The following is a 26,831-nucleotide window of genomic DNA, read 5'->3' on the forward strand; positions in this document are numbered from 1 at the left end:
CTGCTGTGATCCGCAGAGCGAGACCGGCCACACCGGCCGGTCTCGCTCTTTGTCGAAGGGATCACGATGAGCAACGACACCCAGGGCACCTGGTTGACCCAGGAGGCACACGACCGCCTCCAGGCGGAGCTCGAGCAGCTCTCCGGCCCGGCGCGCAAGGAGATCGCGGACCGCATCGAGGCGGCGCGTGAAGAGGGCGACCTCAAGGAGAACGGCGGCTACCACGCTGCCAAGGACGAGCAGGGCAAGATCGAGGCCCGCATCCGCCAGCTCACCGAGCTGCTCAAGCACGCCACGGTGGGCGAGGCCGACTTCGACGGCACCGCCGAGCCCGGCACGGTCGTCACGGCCGTGATCGCGGGCGACGAGTCGACGTTCCTCGTCGGCAACCGCGAGATCGTCGGCGAGGGCTCGGACCTCACCGTCTACAGCCCGGTCAGCCCGGTCGGCGCCGCCATCCTCGGCCTCCGTGCCGGCGAGAAGACCACGTACACGGCGCCGAACGGCAAGGAGATCGCCGTCGAGGTCACGAAGGTCGAGCGCTACGAGCCGTAGGGCCTCGCGCAGCACCACGCAACGGACACAGCACCGCGGGACTCCGCGGTGCTGTGTCCGTTCTGCAGTGTGGTGCAGCGCGGCGTGGCGCGGGGCACCGCCGTGGCGCGCCGCTGCTCAGTGCACGGCGAGGTCGCGGTGGGTGACCGCCCGACGGCACGGGAAGCACACGAGGTCGCCGACCGCCACGTCCGCGGGCAGCACCGCGTCGACGCCAGCGGTACCGGCCGGGTTCGTCGTGAGCGTCACGACGGCGGCGGGGGCGACCGAGGAACGGCCGATGATCCGCGCCTCAGTCAGCACGGCGCAGTCCGGCAGCACGGCGTCGAGCTCGACGAGGAGCACGCCCCACGGCCGACGGACGCGGGTTACGGCGGCGACGGTGACGCAGACCTCGCGGGGCCGCCAGTCGCGGGGACGGAACCGGGGCGGGGCCTCCTCGGCGGTGTGCACGCACGGCGTCCCCACCATGTCGGCGAGCCGCTGCATCGAGACCGCGCGGACCGTGACGTCGTCGACGGTCGCCACGGTGACGGCGGGCCACAGCGTCGGGTCGAGCGGATCGGGCAGCGAGGCGCGGAGGGTGGGGAGGATCGACGTGAGGGTCATGACGGCAGCCTCACGCGCCTCCAGGCCGGTGCCGCCGTCGCGAACGGAACCCTGACGGTGCGCGGCCGCTCCCGTGCGGTCCCCTGACGGGCCCGCGGGGAGCGCGGCGTCAGCGCTCGATCATCTCCGGGCGGAAGCCGGCCTCCTGCAGGCGTCCGAGGACCTCCTGCGCGTGCTCGGGACCACGCGCCTCGACCGACAGGTCGAGCGCGACCTCGTTGATGACGAGCCCCTGGCCGTGCCGCGTGTGGAGCACCTCGACGACGTTCGCGCCGGCGTCGGAGATGACCTGCGCGACCCGCGCGAGCTGCCCCGGACGGTCCGGCAGCATGATCCGGACACCGATGTAGCGCGACGCGGCGACGAGACCGCGGGTGATGATCCGCTCCATCATGAGCGGGTCGATGTTGCCGCCGCTGAGCAGGACCACGGTCTTGCCGGTGTCGCGGACCGACCCGGCCATGATCGCCGCGACCCCGACCGCACCGGCGGCCTCGACCACGAGCTTCGCGCGCTCGAGCAGCACGAGGAGCGCTCGGGCCACGTCGTCCTCGGTCACGGTGACGATCTCGTCGACGAGGTCGCGGATGATCGGGAAGTTCATGTCGCCGGGGCGGGCCACCGCGATGCCGTCCGCGATCGTCGGGGTTGTCTGCACGGTCACCGGCTCGCCCGCCCGGAGCGAGCTCGGGTAGGCGGCGGCGTTCGCGGCCTGCACGCCGATGACGCGGATGGTTCGGCCCTGCTGCTCGGCGATGCCCTTCACCGCGAGGGCGATGCCGGCGATGACCCCGCCGCCGCCGATCGGCACGACGACGGTGTCAGCGTCGGGGACCTGGTCGAGGATCTCGAGGCCGAGGGTGCCCTGGCCGGCGATCACCGCGGGGTGGTCGAACGGGGGGATGAAGACGGCACCGGTGCGGTGGGCGAAGTCCTTCGCGGCGCTGAGGGCCTCTTCCACGGAGTGTCCGCGGAGGACGACCTCGGCGCCGTAGTGGCGGGTGGCCTGGAGCTTCGGCAGGGCCACGCCCACGGGGGTGAAGATCGTCGCGGGGATGCCGAGCGCGCGTGCGGCGAAGGCGACGCCCTGCGCGTGATTGCCGGCGCTCGCGGCGACCACGCCCTTCGCGCGCTGCTCCGGTGTGAGGGCGGAGAGCCGGTTGTAGGCACCGCGGACCTTGTACGCGCCGGTGCGCTGGAGGTTCTCGCACTTCAGGTGCACCGGCGAGCCGAGCAGTTCCGCGAGGTACTGCGACGACTCCATCGGGGTGACACGGGCGACCCCGGCGATGGTGGTGCGAGCGGCCTCGATGTCCGCGAGCGTGGGGATCGCTGCGGTCGGGATCTGGGGCGCGGTGGTGTCGGTCACCCGCTCATCATCGTCGCTCGCGGTCGTCGCCGCGAACTCGTGACGTCCGCTCGGATCGATCGGGGTCAGCCGGCCGTGCCCTTCGCAGCCGTCGGCTGCTCGTCACTGCCCGGCTCCGGGACGTCGTTCCGGTGCCGCTTCCGCCACTTCCGCTCGCGCTTCTCCTTCGCGTTCGCGTCGTGGTTCCGCCGTTGCGCCTCGAGCACGTGGTCGGAGTCCATGTCCCGCCACTTGCCACTGGCGATCGTCGTCACCATCGAGTTCACGGTCGCGATGAGCGGGACGGCGAAGAACGCACCCGCGATGCCCGCGAGACCCGACGCCGCGGTGACACCGAGGACGACGGCCAGCGGGTGCACCTTCACGGCGTTGCCCATGACGAGCGGCTGGAGGATGTGTCCCTCGATCTGCTGCACCGCGAGGACGACGCCCAGCATGATCAGGGCCGCGACCCACCCGTTGAAGAGCAGCGCCACGATGACGGCGAGGATGCCGGTCACGATCGCACCGACGACGGGGATGAACGCCCCGAGGAACACGAACACGGCGATCGGGACCACGAGCGGGAGCTGCAGTGCCGCTGCTCCGATGCCGATGCCGACCGCGTCGACGAACGCCACGAAGATCTGCACCTTCACGAAGCTCGTGAGGGTCGTCCAGCCGGCGACGCCCGCGCCGTCGATCGCCGAGCGGGCCTTCTTCGGGAAGATCCGTACGACCCAACGCCAGACGTTCTTGCCGTCGATGAGCAGGAAGATCACCGTGAAGATGACGACGAACAGCCCGGTCAGCACGTGGGTGAGGGACGAGCCGACGCTCGCGGCCCCGGACAGGATCGACCCGGAGTTGTCCTGCAGCCAGTTCGTCGCCTGGTTCAGGTAGTTGTTGAAGTCCTTCTCGCTGATGTCGAGCCCGGAGTTCTGCAGGAGCTGCTGCACCGAGTCGTACTGCTGCAGTGCGCGATCGCGGAGCGACGGCCACGCGGCGGCGATCTGGTCGATGACGAGCCAGATCAGTCCACCGACGGCCGCGAGACCGCCGACCAGGCTCACGACGACGGCGACCCACTTCGGGACGTGGTGCCGCTGCATCCAGTTCGAGAGCGGCACGAGCAGCGACGCCACCACGATGCCGATGAGGAACGGGATGAGCACCTCGCTGAAAAGCGTGACGAGGTAGATGAACACCGCCACCACGCCGAGCACCACGAGCACGCGCCACGACCACGCCCCCGCGATCCGCATGCCCGTGGGCACCGAGTCCTCCACGACGGGATCCGGATGAGTCTTCTTGCCCCAGGCCATGCCCGCGAGTGTACCGATGTGCAACCTGACAGGTTCCGGATCAGGCATACGGGTCGGCGGCCGGGCATGTCGGTGCGGATCGGTAGCGTCGGGGCATGGTCAGGACGACGCTCTCCGCCGCCGAGGCACGCCGGGTCGCCCTCGCGGCGCAGGGGTTCGGCGCCGCCCCCTCCCCGATGGTGTCGACCCGTGCGCTGAAGGCCGGGTTTGCCCGGCTCGGGCTGCTGCAGATCGACTCGGTGAACGTCTTCGAGCGGAGTCACTACCTGCCGCTGTTCGCCCGCCTCGGCGCCTACGACCGGGCGACGCTCGACCGGCTCACCACCACGCGGCGCGGTCCGTACCTCGAGTACTGGGCGCACGAGGCCGCGTTCGTCCCGCGTGACGACCTCCGCCTCTTCCGGTGGCGCATGGACGCCTTCCGGGCTCGGGACGCCCGCCCGAACCGCGTGGAGTCCGTCGTCCGGACCGAAGGCGTCCGGCGGGAGCTCCGGGCCCTGCTCCGTGCCGAGGGGCCGATGCGGGCGAGCGACGTCGAACACGAGTCGAACGTGCGCCGCGGTCCGTGGTGGGGATGGAGCGACGTCAAGATCGGCCTCGAGCAGATGTTCCGCTGGGGCGAGGTCGTCAGCGCCGGTCGGTCCGGCTTCGAGCGGGTCTACGCCCTGCCCGAGCAGGTCCTGCCCGAGCGCTTCCTCGACGACGCACCGGACCGCGCCGACGCCGTGCGGGAACTCGTGCGCCGGGCGTCGCGGGCGCTCGGGGTCGGGACCCGGGCCGACATCGCGGACTACTACCGGTTGCGGTCGGACGACACCGGCCGCGCCCTCAGCGAGCTGACCGACGCGGGCGAGCTCGCGCCCGTGCGCATCGAGGGCTGGGCGGACCGGGCATGGCTGCACCCCGACGCACGGGTGCCCCGGGCGCTGACGGCCGACGCGGTGCTCAGCCCCTTCGACCCGGTCGTGTGGTTCCGACGCCGGGCCGAGCGGATGTACGGCTTCCACTACCGGATCGAGATCTACACGCCGGCGCCGAAGCGGGTGTTCGGGTACTACGTGCTGCCCGTGCTGCAGGACGACCGGCTCACCGGGCGCATCGACCTGAAGAGCGACCGGCAACGGGGGGTGCTCCGCGTCCGGACGGCGTGGCAGGAGCCGGGCGAGCACCTCGACGCCGAGCGGCTGGCCGACGTGCTCCGGCGGACGGCGGCGTGGCAGGGCCTCGACGGCATCGAGGTCACGGACCGCGGGACGGCCGCGGCCGCACTGGCCGGTGCTCTCGGCGTGGGTCTGGTCCCGCACGAGGCGGCGGACGACGCGGACGCGGCGGAGCCGGCCCCCGCCGTGGACGCGACCGCCTGACCGGCCGGGAGGCCCGTGCGGACGCCGCCACGAGCCTCCCGGTCGGTGGCCACGCCGTCGGGCGCGGGGCGCGCGGGTGGGCACGCCGTCGGGCGCGGGGCGCGCTCGGCGCACTCGACGCACCCGGTGCGCACCGCGCCGCGCTCGTCGCGCCGCGCTGTCAGAACCGGTCGAGGCTGCCGCGCAGACGTGCGATGCGGTCGGGCAGCGGCGGGTGCGTCGAGAACAGCCGGTCCATCACGCCCGGGCGCATCGGGTCCGCGATCCACAGGTGCGCCATCGACGAGTTCTGCGTGCGCATCGGCCGCCCGTACGCGCCGAGCTTCTCGAGCGCTCGGGCGAGGCCCTCGGGGTGCCGGGTCGTCATCGCACCGGTGGCGTCCGCGAGGTACTCGCGCTGCCGGGACACCGCCGCCTGCACGGCCACGGCCGCGATGGGCGCGACGATGACCGCCACGAGCCCCGCGATGAGCAGGATCGGGTTGTTCCCGCCGTTGTTGTCGTTGCGGTTCCGCCCGCTCAGGCCGCTGAAGATCGAGATCCGGAGCAGCACGTCCGCGATGAGCCCTACGGCGACCACCAGGCCGAACACCATCGTGGACACCCGGATGTCGTAGTTCCGGACGTGCCCGAGTTCGTGGGCCATGACGCCCTGGAGCTCCTGGTCGTCCATGATCGCGAGCAGGCCGGTGGTCGCCGCGACGATCGCGTGCTCGGGGTCCCGTCCGGTAGCGAACGCGTTCGGCGACGGGTCGTCGATGACGTAGACGCGGGGCATGGGCATCCCGGTGGAGATGGCGAGGTTCTCGACCGTCCGCCAGAGCCGTGGCTCCGTGGTGCGGTCGATCTCGACGGCCCCGGCGATCGCGGTGGCCTGCCGGGCCGCCGTGAAGTACTGCAGCACGGCGTACCCGATCGCGACCACGAGGACGATGACGCCGATCGAGACGTTGCCCGCGAGGTACCCGCCGAGGAAGCCGAGCGCACCCACGAGCAGCAGGAACGCGAGGACGATCAGGACGGTGTTGCGCTTGTTCTGCGCGATCGCGCGGTACACGGCCGGACGCTGCGGTCGAGCGGGCGCGTCAGAACTGGACGCGCGGCGGCTCGGCGATGGCCGCCGGCTCCGCGGTCTCGAAGAACGACGCCTCGGTGAAGCCGCGGTTCTTCGCGAACGCCGAGTTCGGGAAGACGCGGATCTTCGTGTTCAGCTCGCGGACGCCACCGTTGTAGAAGCGTCGGGCGGACTGGATCTTGTCCTCGGTGTCGACCAGCTCGGTCTGCAGCTGCAGGAAGTTCTGGCTCGACTGGAGCTGCGGGTAGCCCTCCGCGACGGCGAACACGCTCTTGAGGGCTTTCTGCATGTGTCCCTCGGCTGCCGAGGCCGCGCTGGCGTCCCCCGCACTGAGCGTCTCCGCCCGGGCCTGGGTCACGTCGGTGAACACCGACTTCTCGTGCGCGGCGTAGCCCTTCACGGTGTCGACGATCGTCGGGATGAGGTCTGCCCGGCGCTTGAGCTGCACCGAGATGTCGCTCCACGCCTCGTCGACGCGGACCTTCAGCGTCACGAGCGAGTTGTACGTCACCCAGAGGTAGATCCCGACGACCACGAGGACGACGACGACCACTCCGACGACGATCAACGTCGTGACGAGTCCGGTGTCCATGCGGGCGTACTCCTTTGCGCGTCGGGAACCGCGCGGTGACCGCGGTCGGCTGGTCCGGCGGCGGGGACGGCCGGGGACGGTCGTGCAGCGGCCGCGCGGACCATCGCAGAGTCTACCGACGCACAGGACGTGCTCTTGTCCCGCTTGCTGGTTCACGGGCGATTCCCGAGTCGTACACACCGGACGCTCGGGGTGCGGGCGCGCGGGGCGGATCGTCCGCGCGGCGGATTGACGCGAGCGCCGAGATCGCGTGGGATGGACACGGTGAACACGCCCGGGGAGCACGTGGACGACTGGGCCGTCGGGGGCGACGGTCCGGGTTGTCGACCCCGCACGCAGCCGACCCGTCCGGCGCCGCTCCGACTGGCGGGCGCGACGGTGCTCGCGGCCGTCGTCCTCGCCGGGGCAGCGGTCGGGTTCGGCGCGGTCGGCCTCGGACCGGTCCCGGCGGCGAGCGCGGTCACCACCGCCGCTGGAGCGCCGACCGCCACCGACGCCCCGACCGCGTCCGACAGCCCGGCCGCGTCCGACAGCCCGGCCGCGTCCGACAGCCCGGCCGCTTCCGACAGCCCGGCCGCTTCCGACACGAGCGCCGGCGAGGTGCTGCGTGCTGCAGCGCCGAACGACGACGGCGACGGCGACGACGGCTCGTCCGGCGGGTTCCTGCCCGGCGCGACCCCGGACCCGTCCGACAGCCCGACCGGCCCGGTGTTCGGCCATCCCACCCCGACGACCCCGCCGACCACGACGCCGCCGGTCGCCCCGACCATCGCCGACCCGGGCGACATCACCACCGGCACCGCACGCTTCCACGGGCGGGGCACTCCCGGCCACGCGCTCCGGGTGGCCTCGGGCTCGGCTGCGACCTGCTCGACCACGGTGCAGCGGGACGGGTCCTGGTCGTGCCTGGGGAGCGTCGTGTCCGGCCCGGCGCAGGTCTTCACGGTGTCCGACCGCACGGCACCGTCGCTCGGGTCCGCCGCCACGCCGTCGTCGGACGTGGTGACGCCGCCGACGCTCGCGACCCGGAGCACCTCGACCGGCACCGTCGCCGGGGACGGGCACCCCGGCGCGACCGTGAACCTGAGCGCCTCGGGGTCCGCTGCCGAGTGGGACGCGACCGTCGGACGGGACGGCCGCTGGGTCGTGTCGCTCCCCCGGGACGTCCGGGACGGCACGCTCACCCTCGTCGCGACCCAGACCGGCAGCACGGCGACCGGCTACCGGTCGGACCTCCGGAGCGCCGCGTCGTCCCCACGGACGATCACCCTCGACCGGAGCGCCCCCGCTGCGCCCCGCATCCTCGAGCCCCGCGCCGCCGACAGCGTCCGGGCGCAGCCGCTCCGGGTCACCGGCACGGGTGAACCACGGGCGGTCGTCAGCGTCTCGGTCGGCCGTTCCCCGGTCTGCATCGCCACGGTGGACACCGACGGGGGCTGGGCGTGCTCGACGTCCGGCACGACGATCGCCCCCGGGTCACGGATCCTCTCGGCCGTGCAGCGCGACGCGGCGGGCAACACCTCGCGGTCCTCGTCCGGGGTCCGGGTGCTCGTCACCACGTCGTCGGCGACGCCGTCGGGCTCCGGCTCGTCCGACCCGAGCAGCACGGGCAGCGCGACGGGCACCTCGGGTCCGTCCGGCTCAGCGGGGACCGGTCCGGGCGACACCGGTTCCTCCGCAGCGGGCACCCCGACCGGGAGCGGGTCCGGCACCGGGTCGTCGGCGGACGGCTCCGGCCCCGGCGGAGCCCCCGGCACGACGAGCAGCGGGACGCACGCTGGCGGTCCCGGCGCGGGTCCCGGCGGACTCGACTGGTCCGGCCCGGCCGGCGACTGGAGTGCCCGGACCGCGTACGACCAGGCCGTCCCGACGATCCAGTCCGTGTTCTCGTGGCGGACCGTGCTCGTCGCGACCGCCGTCGCCGCCGGGTTCCTGGTCCTCGTCCTCGTGCCGCTCGCGATGGTCGCCGGTGTGGTCCGCGGGCGGATCCGGTCGCCCTTCTCCGCGCTGCTCGGCCGCAACCTGCCGCGGACCCGGTCGCGCGCAGACGATGCCCTGCCGACGTGGGTGTCGATCGTGTCGTCGGTGACGATCGCGACGCTCTGCACCCTGCTCGGCACCGGGGTCTCGCTGGAGGCCCGGTACGTCCGACTCGCGCTCGCGATCGCGCTCGGCTCCTCGCTCCTGACGACGGCGACGGTGCTCGCCACCCGGTGGGCGGCCGGCAGCGACCGGCACCTCGTCGGCCACCGTGTCTCCCCCGTGCTCGTCCTGGCCGCGCTGGTCGCGTGTGCACTGACCCGCGCGGGCGACCTGTCCCCCGCGCTCGTCGTCGGGGTCGTCCTCGTCCCGACCGGACGCGCGGACCTCGGCACGGGTCCGATGCGGCTCGGGTCGGAGGTCGTCGGTCGTGTCCGCGGTGCCACGTGGCGGTCGGCGGCGTTCCTCGTCCTCGCGGTCGCCGGGTGGGGCGTGCACAGCGTCGCGACGCGTGGCGGGGTCTGGACGTCGTTCGTGTCGGACGTCGCGATCACGCTGTGCGTCGGCGGCCTCGGGGCGGCGGTCGCCTCGCTGCTGCCCTTCACCGGTTCGGTCGGGGCCGTCCTCCTCGCCGAGGCCCGAGCACGGTACGCCGTCCTCGCGTCCGTCGCCGCTGCGCTCACCGCCGCCGTGTACTCCGGCGCCGCGGGCACGCACGTCGCCCCGATCACGTGGGCGGTCGCCGTCATGCTGTGCGTCGCCGCCGGCCTGGTCGCTCGTCTCTGGGCACGGTCCGCGGCCACGGCCGACGGGTGAGACTGACCGTCGCAGCCGCAGTCCCCGCACCAGCCGCAACAGCAGCGAGCGCGGTGCCGGGGCCGTCGCTACGCTGACGATCGGTGAGCGCCCCGTGGGTGGACGCCACGATGGAGCGACGATGACCGACACCCGATCCGACTACGACGCCACACGCTTCCGCGAGGTGTTCGAGGGCAGCTACACGTACGCGAACGGCTTCGCCCGGAACACCCACCGCTTCGCCGGCCGCCCGGCCCTCCGCGACCCGGACACCGGACGCTCATGGACGTACGCCGAGCTCGGCGACGAGGTCGATCGGGTCGGCGGATGGCTCGTCCGGCACGGTGCCGGCCCGGGGTCGGTCGTGATGGTGGAGCTCTTCAACGGCCCGGAGTTCGCCATCGCCTACCTCGCGTGCCACCGGATCGGCGCGGTGTTCTCGCCGACCAACTTCCGGCTCGCACCCGACGAGGTGGCCTTCATCGTCGAGGACTCCGCGCCCGTCGTCCTCCTCCACGACGCCGCACGCACCGCCGAGATCGCCCAGGCACTCGAGACCTCCGACCACCGACCGGCCCACGTCGTGACCGTCGGTGGCGAGGACGACCAGTTCGCGGAACTCCTGGCCGCGGCTCCCGTCACGGCCGAGGAGCTCGCCGCCACCGAGCCGCGGAACACCTACGCGGAGACGACACGGCTCTACACGAGCGGCACGACCGGTCGCCCGAAGCCGGTCCCGCTGCCGAGCCTCGTCGAGGTGCTCAGCGCGCACGACGTCGTCATGCACTTCCCGCTGAGCCCGTTCGACAAGACGCTCAACATGTCGCCGCTGTTCCACCGGGGCGGCCTGTACTCGGGTGGCCCGAACCCGGTGTTCTACGTCGGCGCCGAGCTCACCACGCTCCGGCACTTCGACCCTGACCGCGTCCTCGACCTCGTGGAGTCCGAGCGGCTGACGTTCCTCATCGGCGCTCCGCCGAACCTCGTCGGCCTCGCGAACGCCCAGGAGACCCGGCCCCGCGACCTGTCGAGCCTGCACGGCATCGTGACGATGGGCGCTCCGCTCGACCGTGCTGCCGCGCTGCGCTACCAGGAGTTGCTGTCCCCGCGGATCTTCAACGGCTACGGCACGACCGAGACGTTCTGGAACACGTTCCTCCGTCCCGAGGACTTCCCCGACGGCGCGGGCTCCACCGGCCGCGCGAGCACCGACGACGACGTCGCGGTCGTGCGCGTCCACGAGGACCGGCTCGCCGACCCGTCCGACACGGTCGCGAAGGACGGCACCGAGATCGGCGAGTTCGCGGTCCGCACCGTGAAGTCCGGCTACTCGTACCGGAACCCGGGGCTCGAGGCGGAGAAGTTCGCGAACGGTTGGTTCTACCCGGGTGACCTCGCGACGTGGGACGAGCACGAGCGCGTGACGATCGTCGGACGCAAGGACGACATGATCATCTCCGGCGGCGAGAACGTCCACCCGGTGCAGGTCGAGGCGGCGCTGCAGGAACACCCCGGCGTCGCGGACTCGATCGTGGTCGGCGTCCCGGACGAGCAGTGGGGCGAGATCGTCACCGCGTTCGTGGTCCGTGCTGCCGGCCGGCTGCCGGAGGACGACACCGAGGCTGCGGCCGTCCTCGAGGAGTGGACCGCCGGCCACCCGGGCCTCGCCCGGTACAAGCGACCGCGCCGCTACCGCTTCGTCAGCGAGCTTCCCTACAACGCCACCGGCAAGAAGGTGCACTACCTCGCGAAGGCGACGGCGGCGGAGGACCAGGCGGCGGGCCGCCTCATCGCGCCCTGACGGTCGCCCCCGGCGCAGACGCGCCGCATGACGGCCGGGAGGCACGGTGCGGGCCCGCACCGCGCCTCCAGGCAGAGACGGGTTCAGACCTGGCCGCGGTGCGGCGCGTTGCGCCGGAACAGACCGGGCAGCAGTCCGCCGATCTTCGTGCCGACGCAGAGGCTGACGAAGGTCGCGAGCGGGGTCGCGAGCGCCACCGGGGACAGCGTCGCGACCGCGACCAGACCGACCGTGCCGGGGACGAGCAGGAGGAACGCGGGGAAGAACGACACGTTCGCGGGGATCACCGGGACGATGCGTTCGAGGATGCGGGTGGCGACGAACAGGAGCGCTGCCGTCGCGCCCGTCGCGACCACGCTGCCACCGAGCGGGGTGATGCCGGTGAGGAGGCCGTAGGCCGACGTCATCACGACCACGGACACGAGGGTGAGCCGCCAGCCGGACTGGAACACGAGCCCGAGGCCGACCGCGAGGAACACCACCGCGACCCACGAGACCCAGTAGGGCGGTACGGCCTCCCACCCGCCGCGGTCGGTGCCGACCCCGGCGACCTCGCCGACGAGCGCTGCCGACGACGGGTCGACGTGCAGGCCGGTGAGGGCGCTCCCGGCGGCGATGCCCGCGGCCATGAAGCCGAGCATGATGATGCCCTGCATGAGCCGTGACGACCCCGTGACGATGTCGGCGGCCGTGAGTTCGAGCAGGGCGTTCGTGATCAGCGCGCCCGGCACGAACACCGCGACCGGGGCGCACACCGCGAAGAGCGGCACGTGGCCGAACCCCGTCCCCGCGGCGACGAGCCCGACGATCGACGTCGACACGAAGGCCGCGAGGAACGGGACGATCGCGAGGGCCTCGCGGAAGCGCCGCAGCACGATGCCGATCACGCCGACGAGCGCGCCGACGCCGAGCGCCAGCAGGATCGCCCACCACGGGCAGCGGAACACGACCGCGAGGCCCGCCGAGGTCAGGGCGTTGCCGAGGATCCACGGCAGCGGGGCCGGCAGCCGGGTGCTCGCGCGGATGGCACGGACGCGGGCGGGGATCTCGGCGAGGCCGATCGATCCGCTCTCGAGGCCGAGGACGATCCGGTTCGCCCGGGCCGACTGCCGTGCGGAGAGCTCGACGCCCTCGGCGTTGACGATGGTCGCGGCACCGGTGGCGGTCTCGCTGACGATGACCAGTGCGGGGAGGACGCCCACCGCGAGCTCGGGGCCGATGCCGGCGGCGTCGCGGGCCTTCTCCAGTGCCGAGCGGACGTCGGTGACCGAGCTGCCGGCGTCGAGGAGGAGGGCTCCGAGGGTGCCGAGGAGCATGCCGACCGGGACCGCTTCGCCGTCGATCACCTCGACGTGCGGTTCGGGGCGGCGGAGGGTGTTGCGCAGTTGGGCGATGGCGCTTCCGAGTCCGACCACGAGTGTCGATCGTAGCTGGCGCGGGGGCGCGGGCGTACCGAGACTCGTGCTCAGCGACAGTTCTCGCGGGTCGGTTCGCGAGAAGTGTCGCTCACCCCGAGACTCGCGGCGGCACCGCCGAGGCTCAGGCGGCACCACGTACCCCCGGTGGGACTCGAACCCACAACTCGGCGATTTTAAGTCGCATGCCTCTACCGGTTGGGCCACGGGGGCGGGCCGCAACAGCCTACCGACGCCGAGAGGCGGCCACCCACCGGGGGTGACCGCCTCTCGCGTCGGGCGGGTGCCTACTTCGCGTCGGCCGAGGCCTCGGCCTTCACCGGCTCGGCCTCCTTGGAGACGTCCTCGGCGGGCGTCGCGTACGCGGGGCCCGCAGCGTCGGCAGGCTTGCCCTCCTCCGGAGCCGGAGCGGCGGCAGCGGCCGGGGCGGACGCCTCGACGGCCGGCTTCGGACGCGACGCGAACGCCTCGAACGCAGCGCGCGGGGTCTCGCGGTCGTCGAGCGACGCGATGTCGCGGCCGAGGAAGAAGCCACCCACCCAGTCGCCGATGACGCGCCACTTGCGCTCCCACGACGGCATCGCGAGGCCGTGGTAGCCACGGTGCGCACCCCAGGCGAGGAAGCCCTTCATCGCGAACTTGCCGGACTGGAACACACCGATGCCGAGACCGAGGCCCGCGACGGCGCCGAGGTTCTCGTGCTTGTAGTCGGTCGTGGCCTCGCCGCGGATGACCGCGACGAGGTTCTTCGCGAGCTGCTTCGCCTGACGGACCGCGTGCTGGGCGTTCGGCACGCAGAACCCACCGACGCCGCCGCCCGTGAGGTCCGGCACGGCCGCGACGTCACCGCACGCCCACGCGTCGGCGATCACGCCGTTGTCGTCGACCACGCGGAGGTCGGGCTGCACGCGGATGCGGCCGCGCTGCTCGAGCGGGAAGTCGGTGCCCTTGACCATCGGGTTCGCCATGACGCCGGCGGTCCAGATGATGAGGTCGGACGGGATCGTCTGGATCGACTCGTCCTTCGCCTTGAGCTGGCAGACGCCGCCCTCGGCCGACGCGAGCTGCGTCTCGAGGTGGACGGTCGCGCCGCGCTGGGCGAGGTTCTCGAGCACCCAGTGCGAGGTCTCGAGCGACACCTCGGGCATGATGCGCCCCATCGCCTCGACGAGGTGGAAGTGGGTGTCGTCGAACGACAGCTGCGGGTAGCTCTTGAGCAGGTCGGAGACGAACGAGCGGAGCTCTGCGAACACCTCGATGCCGGCGAAGCCACCGCCGACCACGACGACGGTCAGCAGGCGGTCGCGCTCGGGACCGGCCGGCAGGTTCGCCGCCTTGTGGAAGTTGACGAGGATCTTGTCGCGGATGGCCGCGGCTTCCTCGATCGTCTTGAGGCCGATCGCCTCGTCCGCGACACCCGGGATCGGGAACGTGCGCGAGACGGCACCGGCGGTCATGACGATCTGGTCGTAGGTCTCTTCCCACGACTCACCCTCGGTCGGCGTGATCGTCGCGGTCTTCGTGGCGTGGTCGACCTTCGTGACCTTGGCCGTGACGACCCGGGTCTTCTTGAGGTGACGGCGGTGGGAGACGACCGCGTGACGCGGCTCGATCGACCCGGCGGCGACCTCGGGCAGGAACGGCTGGTAGGTCATGTACGGCAGCGGGTCGACCATGACGACCTCGGCTTCGCCCTGACGCAGGTGCTTCTCGAGCTTCCAGGCGGTGTAGAAACCGGCGTAACCGCCGCCGACGACGAGGATCTTGGGCACGGGGGATGATCTCCTTGGAGTGGGGTGGTTTGCCGGGAGGCTGGTCAGAACTCGCCGCCACCCGCCCCGACTCCGGCGTCTGCAGCCTCATCATACGCCCGGCACTCACACCGGGAGGGCGACCAGTCGACGCGTTCCAGCGCGAGGTCACCGATGGGGTTGACGCCGGGTCCGGCGGCGAGGGCGTGGCCGACGAGAGCGTGCAGGCACTTCACGCGGGTGGGCATGCCACCGGCGCTGATGCCGTGGATCTCGTCGACGTGCTCGATCGACTCACGATCGGCCAGGTAGGACTCGTGGGCGGCGCGGTACTGCTGTGCGACGTCCGGGTCCTCGAGCAGGGCGGCCAGCTCCGGCATGACCTGGTTGGCCTCGAGGGTGCTGATCGCGGCGGTGGCCGCGGGGTGGCACAGGTAGTACAGCGTCGGGAACGGGGTGCCGTTCGACAGCCGGGGCTTGGTGGACACGACCGTGGGGTTGCCACAGACGCAGCGTGCCGCGATCCCGATGACGTCGCGAGCCGGTCGCCCGAGCTGCGCCGACACGACGCGGACGTCGTGCTCGGTGGGCGGGTCGAAGGGAGGGGTCGTCACGGGTACGTGAGCCTACCCGAGTCCGGAGCGTCGTCCTACTTCGTGTCGCCGGTACCCGAGACGTCGGGTGCCACGAGCTTCTCGGTGCTCTCGTCGCTGAGCCCGGACTTCAACACCGACGAGAGCATCGCCTGCACCCAGTCGACCTTCGGCGTCTGCACGGTCGAGCTCACCGGCGTGCCCGAGTCGGTCTCCGGACGCCCAGAGCTCTTCGCGTCCTCGCTCCCCATCACGAGGTAGCTCTCCTCGCCCGGGTACACGTAGAGCAGCCGGTCACGGGCCTGTGCCTCGATGTAGGCCGGGTCGTCCCACCGCGCGACGTCCTGCTTCTTCTGCGACACGTCGTCCTTCTGCGCAGCGACCTGCTGCTGCTGCTGCGCGATCTGCTCCTGCTGCTGGATGAGCGTGCGGAGCGACGGCGCGAGCACGACCACGAACAGCACGATGATCGCGAGCATGAGCAGGCTGAACCCGGAGAACCGGATCGAGCGGTACCAGGGCTGGTGCGCGGCCGCGCCGGCGTGCGGCATCGCCACGGGGACGCGGCGGACGCGGGGCTTCTGGCTGGGCACGACGCTGACGATAACCCGCGGTGGGCAGGGGGTCGGCCCCGGCACGCGGGTGTCGGGCAGCCTCCCAGCGTCGGCCTGGAGGCACGGCTCGGCCCCGTCGCGCCCCGCACCCCCGCCACCCGCCACCCCCGCCGGCTGTATCCACCGCTCGCCACCGCACGACCAAAGTCACACTGAACCGCGGTTCCGCGTGGTTCCGACGGGCTTCGGTTGTGCGGCGGCACGCCGCACCGGCGCGACGTCGCGGACGGCTGATCGACGTCGGGGAACGGCGAGACGCCGCCCTCCGGACGGAGGACGGCGTCTCGTGGTGGCGCTGGAGTGTTACAGGGCCGCCGCGCGCGGGAAGGCCGAGCGACCGGCGTACACCGCGGCGTCGCCGAGCTCCTCCTCGATGCGGAGCAGCTGGTTGTACTTCGCGACACGGTCCGAACGAGCCGGTGCGCCGGTCTTGATCTGGCCGCCGTCGACCGCCACGGCGATGTCGGCGATGGTGGTGTCCTCGGTCTCGCCCGAGCGGTGCGACAGGATCGCGGTCATGCCGTGACGGTGCGCGAGCGACACGGCGTCCAGCGTCTCGGTGAGCGTGCCGATCTGGTTCACCTTCACCAGGATCGAGTTGCCGGCCTGCTCGTCGATGCCCCGCTGCAGACGCTTCGGGTTCGTGACGTACAGGTCGTCGCCCACGAGCTGGAGCTTCGAGCCGAGCTCCGCGGTGAGGTGCTTCCAGCCCTCCCAGTCGTCCTCGGCCAGGGCGTCCTCGATGGTGACGAGGGGGTAGTTCGCGACGAGGTCGGCGAAGTAGCCCGTGAACTCCTCGCTCGAGAGCTGCTTGCCCTCGAACGCGTACTTGCCGTCCTGGAAGAACTCGGTCGCGGCGACGTCGAGGCCGAGCGCGATGTCCTTGCCCGGGGTGAAGCCGGCCTTCTCGATCGCGGCGAGCAGGAAGTCGAGCGCCGCGCGGTTCGACGCGAGCTCGGGCGCGAAGCCGCCCTCGTCGCCGAGGCCGGTCGCGAGGCCCTGCTTCTTCAGCTCACCCTTGAGGGCGTGGTAGGTCTCGACACCCCAGCGGAGCGCCTCGGAGAACGACTCGGCGCCGTAGGGCACGAGGAAGAACTCCTGGATGTCGACGTTGGTGTCGGCGTGCGCGCCACCGTTGACGACGTTCATCAGCGGGACGGGCAGCGTGTGCGCGTTCGGGCCACCGAGGTAGCGGAACAGCGGCAGGTCCGCCGAGTCGGCGGCGGCGCGGGCGACGGCGAGCGAGGCGCCGAGGATCGCGTTCGCGCCGAGGCGGGACTTGTTCTCGGTACCGTCGAGCTCGATGAGCGCGGCGTCGACGAGGCGCTGGTCGGTGGCGTCGAAGCCCTCGAGCGCCGGGCCGATCTCGTCGAGGACGGCGTCGACGGCCTTGAGGACACCCTTGCCGCCGTAGCGCGACTTGTCTCCGTCACGGAGCTCGTACGCCTCGAACGCGCCGGTGGAGGCACCGGACGGGACGAGCGCGCGCGAGACGACGCCGTCGTCGAGGAGGACCTCGACCTCGACCGTCGGGTTGCCTCGGGAATCGAGGACTTCGCGTGCGCCTACGGCATCGATCTGGGCCACGGGGTACTCCCTACGAGTTCGGTTGTGGTGATTGCGGGTCCGATCCTACCGAGGCCCGGTGGACAGGACACTCCGCGTGACGCTCACTGTGGAGAACGGCCCGTGACGCACAGGCCCCGACCGGTCGGTCCGACCGATCAGCCGAGCGGACGGAACTCGACCCCGTCGAGCGAGGTCGTGTCGGCGCGGACCGACGCGAACGCGCCGAAGCCCTGCGCCTCGAGCGCGGCGAGCTGGTTCTTCGTGTTCTTCGTGCGCTTCTCGAGCCGGACGCGCTGGTGCGTCGCGAGCGCCTCGGTCTTGAGCGCGGCGAGTCGGCCCGGTTCGACGTCCTTGTCGTAGAGCAGCACGACGGCGTCCGCGGACTCGGCGTCCGGCAGCGTGACGAGGTCGACGAGCCGCTCGAACCCGAGCGAGAAGCCCACCGCCGGGACGTCCTGGCCGAGGAAGCGCCCGATCATCCCGTCGTACCGACCACCACCGCCGAGGCTGTACCCGAAGTCGGGGTGCGCGACCTCGAAGATCGTGCCGGTGTAGTAGCCCATGCCGCGCACGAGGGTCGGGTCGAACCGGAGGTCCACGCCGTCGAGCGCTCCACGGAGACCGAGCAGCTCACCGAACGCACCCTCGTCGAGCCACGGTGCTCCCCCGACCGAGTCCCAGTCGGCGGACTCGAGCGCACGGATGGTGTCCTCGAGCCCGGGCAGGTCCGATCCGGTGGTCTCACGGAGCTCCGCTGCGACGCCGTCCGGCCCGATCTTGTCGAGCTTGTCGATCGTGATGAGCGCACGGTCAGCCTCGGCGGCGTCGGTGATCCCCCACGACGCGAGGAGCCCGAGCAGGATGCGCCGGTCGTTGATGCGGATCGACGTCCCGGAGACGCCGAGCGCGTCGAGTGCGTCCGTCGTCGCACGGATGAGCTCGATCTCGGCGAGCTGCCCGGGTTCGCCGAGGATGTCGATGTCGCACTGCACGAACTGCCGGTACCGCCCCTTCTGCGGACGCTCGGCCCGCCAGACGGGCGCGATCTGCACGGAGCGGAAGACCGTCGGCAGCTCGGCGCGGTGCGAGGCGTAGAAGCGGGCGAGCGGCACCGTCAGGTCGAAGCGGAGGCCCAGGTCGGCGAGGTCGAGCGGCGCGTCGGCCGCGCGGAGGTCCTCGACGGTCAGTCCCCGCTTCATCACCGCGAACGCGAGCTTCTCGTTGTCACCGCCGAGTCCGGAGTGGAGCCGCGCCGCGTCCTCCACCACGGGCGTCTCGATCTCGTCGAACCCGTGCCGCGCGTACACGCCACGGACGACCCCCAGCACGTGCTCCCGACGGGCCTTGTCCGCCGGGAGGAAGTCGCGCATGCCACGGGGTGCCGTCACGGTCGTCGCCATGCGGCAATCCTGCCAGAACGTCCACCCCGGCTTGCGCGGCCTGGTGTCCGCTGATATTGTGGACACACAACTTCGGTCCGCAGGTGCCTGATCCACCCGCGGGCCGATCGCGAGGGCAACGTGCTGCAGTGTGCCCCGCGGTGAGCGGGGTCCCCCGTCCACACCGGTATCCCTGTCGGTACGGACGGCCCGCTCGCGGGCGTCCTCCTTTTTTCGGGTTGGGAGGACGCCCGCTCTCCTCGGTCCCGCTACGCACCGGCGTGACCGGTCTCGCGACCGATCACGTGACCGATCACGCGACGTCGAGTCGCCTCGCGCCACGTCTGACGGCCCCGCGGCACACCTCACGCCCGCAGTACGCCTCACGCCCCGCGGCACCGCTCACGGCCCCGCAACACACCTCACGCCCCCGCGGCACGCCCCTCCGCCTCGAGCGCGGCGACGGCAGCGCGGAGGCTGGCGACCGGGTCGATCCCGTCCGCCCGAGCCGCCGCCACCGTGCGCAGCGCACCGGTCCCCCACTCGAGGTCGATTCGTCCGGCGCCCGCGATCGCCCCGGTCATCGTCGATGCGCCAGCGCCCGTCGGACCGGACGCCCCGGCGTCGTCTGCACCCCCGGCGCCGTCTTCGCCCCCGGCGCTCGGCCTCGCACCCAGGGACGCGACGAGCGCGCCGATGTCGACCCGCGCCTCCAGGCGTTCCAGCAGCTTCACCGCACGCTCGAGCGGCGGCATCGCCTGCGGGACCCCGTCGAGTGCGCTCCGCCGGGAGGCCTTCTCGGCCGCCTTCGCCGCGCGCCAGACCCGTTCGACCTCGGCCACCGTGTCCGCTCGCTCGTCCCCGAAGACGTGCGGGTGCCGCCGGACCATCTTGTCCCGCACCCCGGCGGCGACGTCCTCGAGGTCGAACGTCGCTGCGAGCCCGGCGTGCAACACCACCTGGTAGAGCACGTCGCCGAGTTCCTCGCACAGATCGCCCTCGTCGCCGTCGTCGATCGCGTCGACCAGTTCGTAGACCTCCTCGACGGCGTAGCGCGCGAGGGAGGCGTGCGTCTGCTCCCGGTTCCACACGCAGCCGCCCTCGGGGGCGAGCAAGCGGTCGACGACGGCCTCGAGGTCGGTGAGGGCACTCATGGCGTCATGCTCGCACGAGCCGGGCCGCCGGGTCCGGCGTGTCAGCCCCCTCCGGTACGCTGGTCGAGGCGTGTCGGGAAGTCTGGTCGACGGACCGATCACCGACCCCTCGAACCGGAGCTCCATGTCTGCACTCCTCCGTTCCCCGCGGTTCAGCGCCATCGCGCTGCTCACCGCTGCCGTCCTCGGCCTGCTCGTCGCGAACTCACCCCTCGGGCCGGGACTCGAGCGTGCGCTCGACGCGCACTCCCCGTGGGGTGCTGTCGGTCTCGACCTCTCGGTCGCGCACTGGATCAGCGACGGTCTGCTCGCGGTGTTCTTCCTGCTGGTCGCGATCGAGCTGAAGCAGGAGCTCGTCGCCGGGGAGCTCTCGAACCCGAAGACGGCGGTGATCCCAGCGATCGCAGCGGTCGGCGGGGTGGTCGTCCCGGCGGGGATCTACCTCGCGGTCACGGCGGGGACGCAGTACCAGCACGGGTGGCCGATCCCGACCGCGACGGACATCGCGTTCGCCCTCGGGCTCCTCGCGATGTTCGGCCGTGGCCTACCCTCGACGATCCGCGTCTTCCTGCTCGCCCTCGCCGTGCTCGACGACCTCATCGCCATCGTGATCCTCGCGGTCGTGTTCGCGCACGACACCGACTTCGTCTCGCTCGCCGGCGCGGTGGTCGTGCTCGCGCTCTTCTGGCTGCTCGGTCGACGACTGGGCCGGGCGGACGGACGCCGAGGGCTGTTGATCGTCGCGATGGTCGTGCTCGGCCTCCTCGCGTGGTGGCTCGTGTACCACTCGGGCGTCCACGCGACCATCGCCGGGGTCGCGCTCGGGCTCCTGCTCCCCCGACCCCCCGGGCACACCGTGTACGAGCGTGTCGAGCCGTGGTCGAACGGACTGGTGCTGCCGGTCTTCGCGTTCGCGTCCGCCGCCGTGGTCGTCCCGGACGTCGGCCTCGGGGAGCTCTCCCCGACGTTCTGGGCGGTGGTGCTCGCGCTGCCGGTGGGCAAGGTGGTCGGCATCACGGTCTTCGGGTCGATCGCGACGCGGATCTTCCGGGCGCCCGGCCGCTCGACGCTGTCGTTCGGATCGATCATGACCGTGAGCGTGCTCGGTGGCATCGGCTTCACGGTGTCGCTCCTCATGAACGAGCTGGCCTTCGCCCGCAACGAAGAGATCCTCGACGAGGGCGTCCTCGCGGTGCTCGTCGGATCGGGGATCGCGATGCTCGCCTCCGCCGTCGTGGTGTCGTGGCGTGCGCGCCGGTACCGGGCGCGCCGCGAGCTCTCCGAAGCCGAGTCGACGGAGTAGGTCTCGGCCACCGGGCGTCGCTGCTGGACGACGCGACCGCTGTCGTCCGACAGCGAGCCGGTCGGTCGTAGCGCACGCCGGGTACCAGACGGCGCAACGGACGACGTGACCACGGACCGGACGGGAGGCACGGCGCCAGCCCGCCAGGCGCCTCCCGGCCGACAGCGCGACCGACGGGCGGCACGGCGCCAGCCCGCCACGGGCCTCCCGGCCGACGGCTCGCTACGCGGCCGTCTCGGCCGGCGCCTTCGACGCGCCGTACACCGCGGTGAGGATGCTCTCCACCCACTCGATGAGCGCGCCGTCGGGCAGGGCCTCGCCGTGCGGTCGCGGCATCGGGATGCTCGTCGCGTTCTGCTGCGGGAACCACCGCGCGCCCGGGAACATCCGCTTCAGCCGCACCTGCGCCGAGTCCGCGAGCTCCTTGCCCGCGACACGGAGGTTCGAACCCATGACGACGACGTCGGACAGGCCGACCTGCTGCGCCATGCGCCGGAGCCGGGACACCTCGACCAGCGTGAGCACCGCCTGCGGAGGCTGCCCGTAGCGGTCGGTGAGTTCGTCGAGGACCATGTCGATCGCCTCGGGCTGCGCCGTCGGGGCGGAGGCCGCGGAGAGCTTCTGGTAGGCCTCGAGTCGGAGGCGCTCGGACTCGACGTAGTCCTCCGGGATGTGCGCATCGACCGGGATCTCGAGCCGGAGCTCGGTCTGCCCCTCGGCGACGTCGCCACGGAACTGCGACACCGCCTCGCCGATCATGCGCAGGTAGAGGTCGAAGCCGACGCCCGCGATGTGCCCCGACTGTTCCCCGCCGAGCAGGTTGCCGGCGCCGCGGATCTCGAGGTCCTTCATCGCGACCTGCATGCCCGCGCCGAGTTCGTTGTTCGCCGCGATGGTCTCAAGGCGGTCCTGGGCGGTCTCGGACAGCGGCTTGTCGGCGTCGTAGAGGAAGTACGCGTAGCCGCGCTCCCGACCACGACCGACGCGGCCACGGAGCTGGTGCAGCTGTGACAGCCCGTACTTGTCCGCCTTGTCGATGATGAGCGTGTTCGCGTTCGCGATGTCGAGCCCGGTCTCGACGATGGTGGTGGACACGAGGACGTCGAAGCGACGCTCCCAGAAGTCGACCATCACCTGCTCGAGCGTGCCCTCGGACATCTGCCCGTGCGCAACGGCGATGCGGGCGTCCGGCACGATCTCGGCAAGGTGCGCCGCGACCGACTGGATGTCCTTCACGCGGTTGTGCACGTAGAACACCTGGCCTTCGCGCAGGAGCTCGCGCCGGATCGCCGCCGCGACCTGCAGGTCGGACTGCGGGCCGACGAAGGTGAGGATCGGGTGACGGTCCTCCGGAGGTGTCGCGAGCGTCGACATCTCCCGGATGCCGGTCACGGCCATCTCGAGCGAGCGCGGGATCGGCGTCGCCGACATCGCGAGGACGTCGACGTTCGTCTTGAGCTTCTTCAGCTGGTCCTTGTGCTCGACGCCGAACCGCTGCTCCTCGTCGATGATGACCAGGCCGACGTCCTTGAACTGGATGGCTTGCGACAGGATCCGGTGCGTGCCGATGACGATGTCGACGGTTCCGTCGGCGAGGCCCGCGATCGTCTCCTTCGACTCCTTCTCGGACTGGAACCGGCTGAGTGCCCGGAGGTGGACGGGGAAGCCCGCGAAGCGCTCCTGGAACGTCTCCATGTGCTGGCGGACGAGCAGGGTCGTCGGGACGAGCACCGCGACCTGCTTGCCGTCCTGCACGGCCTTGAACGCGGCACGGATCGCGACCTCGGTCTTGCCGTAGCCGACGTCGCCGGAGAGCAGGCGGTCCATCGGGATCGGACGCTCCATGTCGCGCTTGATCTCGTCGATGGTGGTGAGCTGGTCGGCGGTCTCCGCGAACGGGAACGCCTCTTCCAGCTCGCGCTGCCACGGGGTGTCCGGGCCGAACGCATGGCCCTTCGACGCCATGCGCGCCGAGTACAGCTTCACGAGGTCGACGGCGATGTCACGGACGGCCTTGCGCGCCTTCGACTTCGCGGCCGCCCAGTCCGAGCCGCCCATCTTCGACAGGGTGGGGCTCTCGCCGCCGACGTACCGGGAGAGCTGGTCGAGCTGGTCGGTCGGGACGAACAGCTTGTCGCCCGGGTACCCGCGCTTCGACGGCGCGTACTCGAGGACGAGGTACTCGCGCTGGGTCTTCACGGCGTTCCGGCCACCGGAGCTCACCTCGCGCGAGACGAGCTCCACGAACTTGCCGATGCCGTGCGTGGCGTGCACGACGACGTCACCCGCCTTGAGCTGCAGCGGGTCGACGACGTTCTTGCGCCGCCCCGCGAGCTTCTTCACCGTGCGGGCGCCCTGCTGGACGCTGCGGCCGTAGAACTCGGCCTCGCTGAGGACCGCGATGCGCGGATCCGGGGTGGCGAAACCGTGCTCGACGCTCGCGGTGGTCACGATGGCGACCCCCGGCTCGGGAGGCGCGGTGAGGGCTTCGGCACGGGCTGCGACCCCGGCGTCGGCGAGGACCTGCACCGCCCGTTCGACCAGCCCCTTGCCCTGGGCGGTCACGACGACGGCCCAACCGTCGTCGGTCAGCTGCTTGACGTGCGCGATCGCGCCGTCGGCGCTGCCGGCGAACGCCGGGATCGCCTCCGCGCGGACGCGGATGTACTCGCCCGCCTCGGCGGCTGCCTCGGCGTCGGTGAGCACCCGGTCACGGTCGCCCTCGTCGAGGCCGGAGTCGAACGGCGAGACCGTCCACCACGTGCGCTGCCCGCGGCCGCTCTTGAGCTGCTGCACGGTCAGGAAGTTGCCGGCGTCGAGGTCGATCGGCGCCTGGGCCCCCGCGACGGCGGCGCTCCACGCGGCCTGGAGGAACTCCGTGTTCGTCTCGGCCAGGCTGTGCGCGCGGCCGCTGACCCGCTCGGGCGAGAACACCGCGATGGTGGCGTCCTCGGGGAGGTAACTCGTCACCGGCACGAGGTCCTGCACGAGCGCGGGCGCGAGCGACTCCATGCCCTCGACCGGGATGCCCTCGGCGATCTTCGCGAGCATCTGCGACAGGTTCGGGAACTCGTGCAGCATCTCGCGCGCCCGCTGCCGGACGTCGTCGGACAGCAGGAGTTCACGTGACGCCGTCAGCTCGACCTGGCCGAGGTCGTCGTCCGTCGTGCGCTGGTCCGCGACGGAGAAGGCCTTGATCGCCTCGATCTCGTCGCCGAAGAAGTCGACGCGCACCGGGTGGTCGGCGGTGGGCGGGAAGACGTCGAGGATGCCACCGCGCACGGCGAACTCACCGCGGCGGGTGACGAGGTCGACCCGGGCGTACGCGAGGTCGACGAGCTGGGAGGCGATCGCGCCGAGGTCGTTGCCGCGGGAGTCGGTGCGGAGGACGACCGGCGCGAGGGCGACGAGGTTGCCCGCGATCGGCTGGAGCGCCGCGCGGACGCTCGCGACGACCACGGTCGTACGGCGGTCGGCGGCGGACGCGTCCTGCCACGCGGCGAGCTTGCGCAGCGTCGCGATCCGGGTGCCGACGGTCTGCGCGCTCGGGCTGAGGCGCTCGTGCGGCAGGGTCTCCCACGCTGGGAACTCCAGGACGTCGGCGTCGGGGACGTAGCTGCCGACCGCCTCACGCACGGCCTCGGCCTCACGCCCGGTGGCGGTGATGACGAAGACGCACTGGGGTCCGTTCCGCTCGGCGAGCAGGGCGGCGAGGAGCGGGACGCGCAGGCCGTCGACGACCGAGAAGTCGGCGTCACGTGGGGCGGCGCGGAGGACGCGATCGAACGCGGAGGCGCGCGAGAGCGCAGGGATGATGCCCGAGATCGTCACTCAGGACATGGTACCGGCGGCCTCCGACAGACGGGCGGGCGTGCGCGAGCGGCGAACACCCAGCGCCGGGTCGAGCGCGCCGGCCTCAGCGGCGGTGCCGGTGCCGGCGAGTGGTCGATCGCAGCAGGATGCCGGCCAGGACGGCCGTGGCGGCCGCCAGGGCGAGGGCACCGACCGGGCCCGCGCCCGTGCTGGCGAGCGTCCGGGCGTTCGTGGCCGAGCGCGGCGGTGCCGTCGAGGCGTCGGTCCCGGCGCGGGGGCGTGTGTGCCCGCCGGTGCCACCACTGTTGCCACCGTTCCCCGCGGACGTGGTGCTTCCGGGGTCGAGGGGACCCTGGGACGTGGACGCGCTCGGGGTCGGGGTCGGGGTCCAGGTCGGGGTCGGTGTCACCGCCGGCGGCGAGGTCGAGGGTGCGCTCGGGCTCGGGGTGGCGGTCGGGGTGGTGGTCGCGGGCGCGGACGGTGTCGGAGTCGCACCGGCTGTCGGGGTGGCGCTCGGCTGCCCCGCACCAGGCGACGGCGTCGGCGTCGAGGTCGCGTCCGGCGTCGGCCCCGAGGTCACGACCGGCGTCGGCGTCGGCGCCGGCGTCACGTCGGGCGCCGGCGCCGAGGTCACGACCGGCGTCGGCGCCGGCGTGACGTCGGGCGTCGGCGCCGAGGTCACGTCCGGCGTCGGCGCCGAGGTCACGTCCGGCGTCGGAGTCCCCGTCGGCGTCCGCTCGGCCTCCACGACGCGCCGCCGGTTGTAGTCCGCCACGGCGATCCGGTCCCCGGGTCCGACGGACACCCCCGTCGGGTTCGCCAGCGTCGTCCCGTCCGGCGCCCCCGCGAACGCGACCGTCCACTCGCCGTCCTGCCGCACGAAGACCCGGCCACCACCGTTGTCGGCCACCACGACCGACCCTTCCCCGAGCAATGCGACACCGCGGAGTCGGACCCGCCCCTGGTCGTCCTGGACGGTCCCGAGCGACGAGGTGACGCCGGTGGACCGGTCGAGTCGCCACACGACGTCGGTCGCCCCGTCCGCCACGATCAGGACCGAGCCGTCCGGGGACACCGCGACGCCCGCGGGGTCCACCCACGGGCCGTCGACGGCGCGCCACACGGGGATGTCCGCCGCCGTGTCCGTCTCCCACAGCGACCCGCTCCCGGCGACCGCGGCGACGAGTCGGGTGCCGTCGACGGCGAGTTCCGACACGGCGCGATCGGACGGGGCTGCGAAGCGACGTTCGACGTCGTGCCCGTCGAGCACGGCGATGGTCCCGGGCCCGCCCGGCGTCGGACGCCGACCGGCCTCGGCCACGATGAGCCGCCCGTCGTCGGACTCGGCCAACGCGGACGGGTTCCACATCGACCGGTCGTCGGTGCCGAACGGGGCGACGACCGACCACGTGCCGTCGGTGTCCCGGCGCAGCACGCCGTTCCCGGCGAAGTCGGCGACGAGGAGTGCCCCGGAGTGCGTGTACCGGACGTCGTTCGGCGCCGAGAACGCCGCCGCGGCACCGGGTGCGTCCGTCGTCGCCGCGCTCGGGGTCCAGGTCGCAGGGGCTGCGGACGCGGCCCCGACCGTCGCAGCGCCGAGTCCGGCCACCGCGAGCAGGGCTGCAGCGGTGACGACGGCCGGGAGCGCGGCTCGTCGGGCGGACGGCCGGGATCGGTGCAGCGCCACGGGAGGACCCCCTCGTTCATCACGGGGGTCGGGCGCCCCCGGCCAGAACCTACCGAGCATGGGGGACGGAGCGGTCCCCCAGTTCGGGGACCGCTGGGATCAGACC

At 72.3% G+C, this 26,831-nt stretch carries 19 protein-coding genes and 1 tRNA gene; 5 read left to right on the plus strand and 15 right to left on the minus strand.

What is annotated here, in order from left to right; genetic code table 11:
- The first annotated feature begins 66 nt into the window (after positions 1-66).
- A complete protein-coding gene (gene greA, locus ACIPYW_RS01785; protein WP_058726479.1) occupies positions 67-555 on the plus strand; it encodes a transcription elongation factor GreA in 489 nt (162 codons plus the stop codon).
- A 117-nt stretch (positions 556-672) separates the two neighbouring features.
- On the opposite strand, the gene ACIPYW_RS01790 is transcribed toward greA, so the two are convergent.
- From ACIPYW_RS01790 to ACIPYW_RS01800, 3 genes are all read right to left on the minus strand, one after another.
- Entirely contained in the window at positions 673-1,164 is a 492-nt protein-coding gene (locus ACIPYW_RS01790) for a hypothetical protein (protein ID WP_400410243.1), read from the minus strand.
- A gap of 109 nt (positions 1,165-1,273) precedes the next feature.
- Positions 1,274-2,533 carry a threonine ammonia-lyase gene (gene ilvA / locus ACIPYW_RS01795; RefSeq protein ID WP_400410244.1) on the minus strand — a complete coding sequence of 420 codons (1,260 nt, stop codon included), beginning with the start codon at positions 2,531-2,533 and terminating at the stop codon, positions 1,274-1,276.
- Positions 2,534-2,598: 65 nt separating this feature from the next.
- On the minus strand, positions 2,599-3,837 hold the full coding sequence (locus ACIPYW_RS01800; protein ID WP_400410246.1) for an AI-2E family transporter: 1,239 nt from the start codon (positions 3,835-3,837) through the stop codon (positions 2,599-2,601).
- Between the two features lie 95 nt (positions 3,838-3,932).
- On the opposite strand from ACIPYW_RS01800, the gene ACIPYW_RS01805 reads away from it, so the two are divergent.
- Positions 3,933-5,201 carry a winged helix-turn-helix domain-containing protein gene (locus ACIPYW_RS01805; RefSeq protein WP_400410248.1) on the plus strand — a complete coding sequence of 423 codons (1,269 nt, stop codon included), beginning with the start codon at positions 3,933-3,935 and terminating at the stop codon, positions 5,199-5,201.
- Between the two features lie 160 nt (positions 5,202-5,361).
- On the opposite strand, the gene ACIPYW_RS01810 is transcribed toward ACIPYW_RS01805, so the two are convergent.
- On the minus strand, positions 5,362-6,258 hold the full coding sequence (locus ACIPYW_RS01810; protein ID WP_290132593.1) for a M48 family metalloprotease: 897 nt from the start codon (positions 6,256-6,258) through the stop codon (positions 5,362-5,364).
- Positions 6,259-6,286: 28 nt separating this feature from the next.
- The gene (locus tag ACIPYW_RS01815; RefSeq protein ID WP_400410250.1) at positions 6,287-6,868 is read right to left on the minus strand and encodes a LemA family protein; all 582 of its coding nucleotides are present in this window, start codon (positions 6,866-6,868) and stop codon (positions 6,287-6,289) included.
- Positions 6,869-7,132: 264 nt separating this feature from the next.
- Here ACIPYW_RS01815 and ACIPYW_RS01820 point away from each other — a divergent pair, with 264 nt between their 5' ends.
- Positions 7,133-9,664, plus strand: a complete 2,532-nt coding sequence (locus ACIPYW_RS01820; RefSeq protein WP_400410252.1) for a hypothetical protein — start codon at positions 7,133-7,135, stop codon at positions 9,662-9,664.
- Between the two features lie 121 nt (positions 9,665-9,785).
- Entirely contained in the window at positions 9,786-11,447 is a 1,662-nt protein-coding gene (locus ACIPYW_RS01825; protein ID WP_400410254.1) for an AMP-binding protein, read from the plus strand.
- Between the two features lie 83 nt (positions 11,448-11,530).
- On the opposite strand, the gene ACIPYW_RS01830 is transcribed toward ACIPYW_RS01825, so the two are convergent.
- From ACIPYW_RS01830 to ACIPYW_RS01865, 8 genes are all read right to left on the minus strand, one after another.
- On the minus strand, positions 11,531-12,862 hold the full coding sequence (locus tag ACIPYW_RS01830; RefSeq protein ID WP_290132597.1) for a threonine/serine exporter family protein: 1,332 nt from the start codon (positions 12,860-12,862) through the stop codon (positions 11,531-11,533).
- A 139-nt stretch (positions 12,863-13,001) separates the two neighbouring features.
- Positions 13,002-13,075, minus strand: a tRNA-Leu gene (locus tag ACIPYW_RS01835).
- Positions 13,076-13,149: 74 nt separating this feature from the next.
- Positions 13,150-14,634 carry an NAD(P)/FAD-dependent oxidoreductase gene (locus tag ACIPYW_RS01840; protein ID WP_400410255.1) on the minus strand — a complete coding sequence of 495 codons (1,485 nt, stop codon included), beginning with the start codon at positions 14,632-14,634 and terminating at the stop codon, positions 13,150-13,152.
- Between the two features lie 44 nt (positions 14,635-14,678).
- A complete protein-coding gene (locus ACIPYW_RS01845) occupies positions 14,679-15,227 on the minus strand; it encodes a DUF501 domain-containing protein (RefSeq protein WP_290132599.1) in 549 nt (182 codons plus the stop codon).
- A 35-nt stretch (positions 15,228-15,262) separates the two neighbouring features.
- On the minus strand, positions 15,263-15,799 hold the full coding sequence (locus ACIPYW_RS01850; RefSeq protein ID WP_290132600.1) for a septum formation initiator family protein: 537 nt from the start codon (positions 15,797-15,799) through the stop codon (positions 15,263-15,265).
- A gap of 324 nt (positions 15,800-16,123) precedes the next feature.
- On the minus strand, positions 16,124-17,407 hold the full coding sequence (gene eno, locus ACIPYW_RS01855) for a phosphopyruvate hydratase (RefSeq protein ID WP_290132601.1): 1,284 nt from the start codon (positions 17,405-17,407) through the stop codon (positions 16,124-16,126).
- 137 nt (positions 17,408-17,544) lie between these two features.
- The gene (gene hisS / locus ACIPYW_RS01860; RefSeq protein ID WP_400410258.1) at positions 17,545-18,789 is read right to left on the minus strand and encodes a histidine--tRNA ligase; all 1,245 of its coding nucleotides are present in this window, start codon (positions 18,787-18,789) and stop codon (positions 17,545-17,547) included.
- 401 nt (positions 18,790-19,190) lie between these two features.
- A complete protein-coding gene (locus tag ACIPYW_RS01865; RefSeq protein ID WP_400410260.1) occupies positions 19,191-19,922 on the minus strand; it encodes a MazG family protein in 732 nt (243 codons plus the stop codon).
- 124 nt (positions 19,923-20,046) lie between these two features.
- On the opposite strand from ACIPYW_RS01865, the gene nhaA reads away from it, so the two are divergent.
- Complete coding sequence (nhaA, locus tag ACIPYW_RS01870) at positions 20,047-21,225, plus strand: Na+/H+ antiporter NhaA (protein ID WP_400410262.1); 1,179 nt, start codon at positions 20,047-20,049, stop codon at positions 21,223-21,225.
- 222 nt (positions 21,226-21,447) lie between these two features.
- Here nhaA and mfd read toward each other — a convergent pair whose 3' ends face one another.
- The gene (gene mfd / locus ACIPYW_RS01875) at positions 21,448-25,056 is read right to left on the minus strand and encodes a transcription-repair coupling factor (protein WP_290132605.1); all 3,609 of its coding nucleotides are present in this window, start codon (positions 25,054-25,056) and stop codon (positions 21,448-21,450) included.
- An 85-nt stretch (positions 25,057-25,141) separates the two neighbouring features.
- Positions 25,142-26,725, minus strand: coding sequence for a hypothetical protein (locus tag ACIPYW_RS01880; RefSeq protein WP_400410264.1), 1,584 nt, complete (start codon positions 26,723-26,725; stop codon positions 25,142-25,144).
- Positions 26,726-26,831: the final 106 nt, after the last annotated feature.

Origin of the sequence: Curtobacterium sp. NPDC089689, from assembly GCF_044749145.1 — a bacterium.
Lineage (GTDB): Bacteria > Actinomycetota > Actinomycetes > Actinomycetales > Microbacteriaceae > Curtobacterium.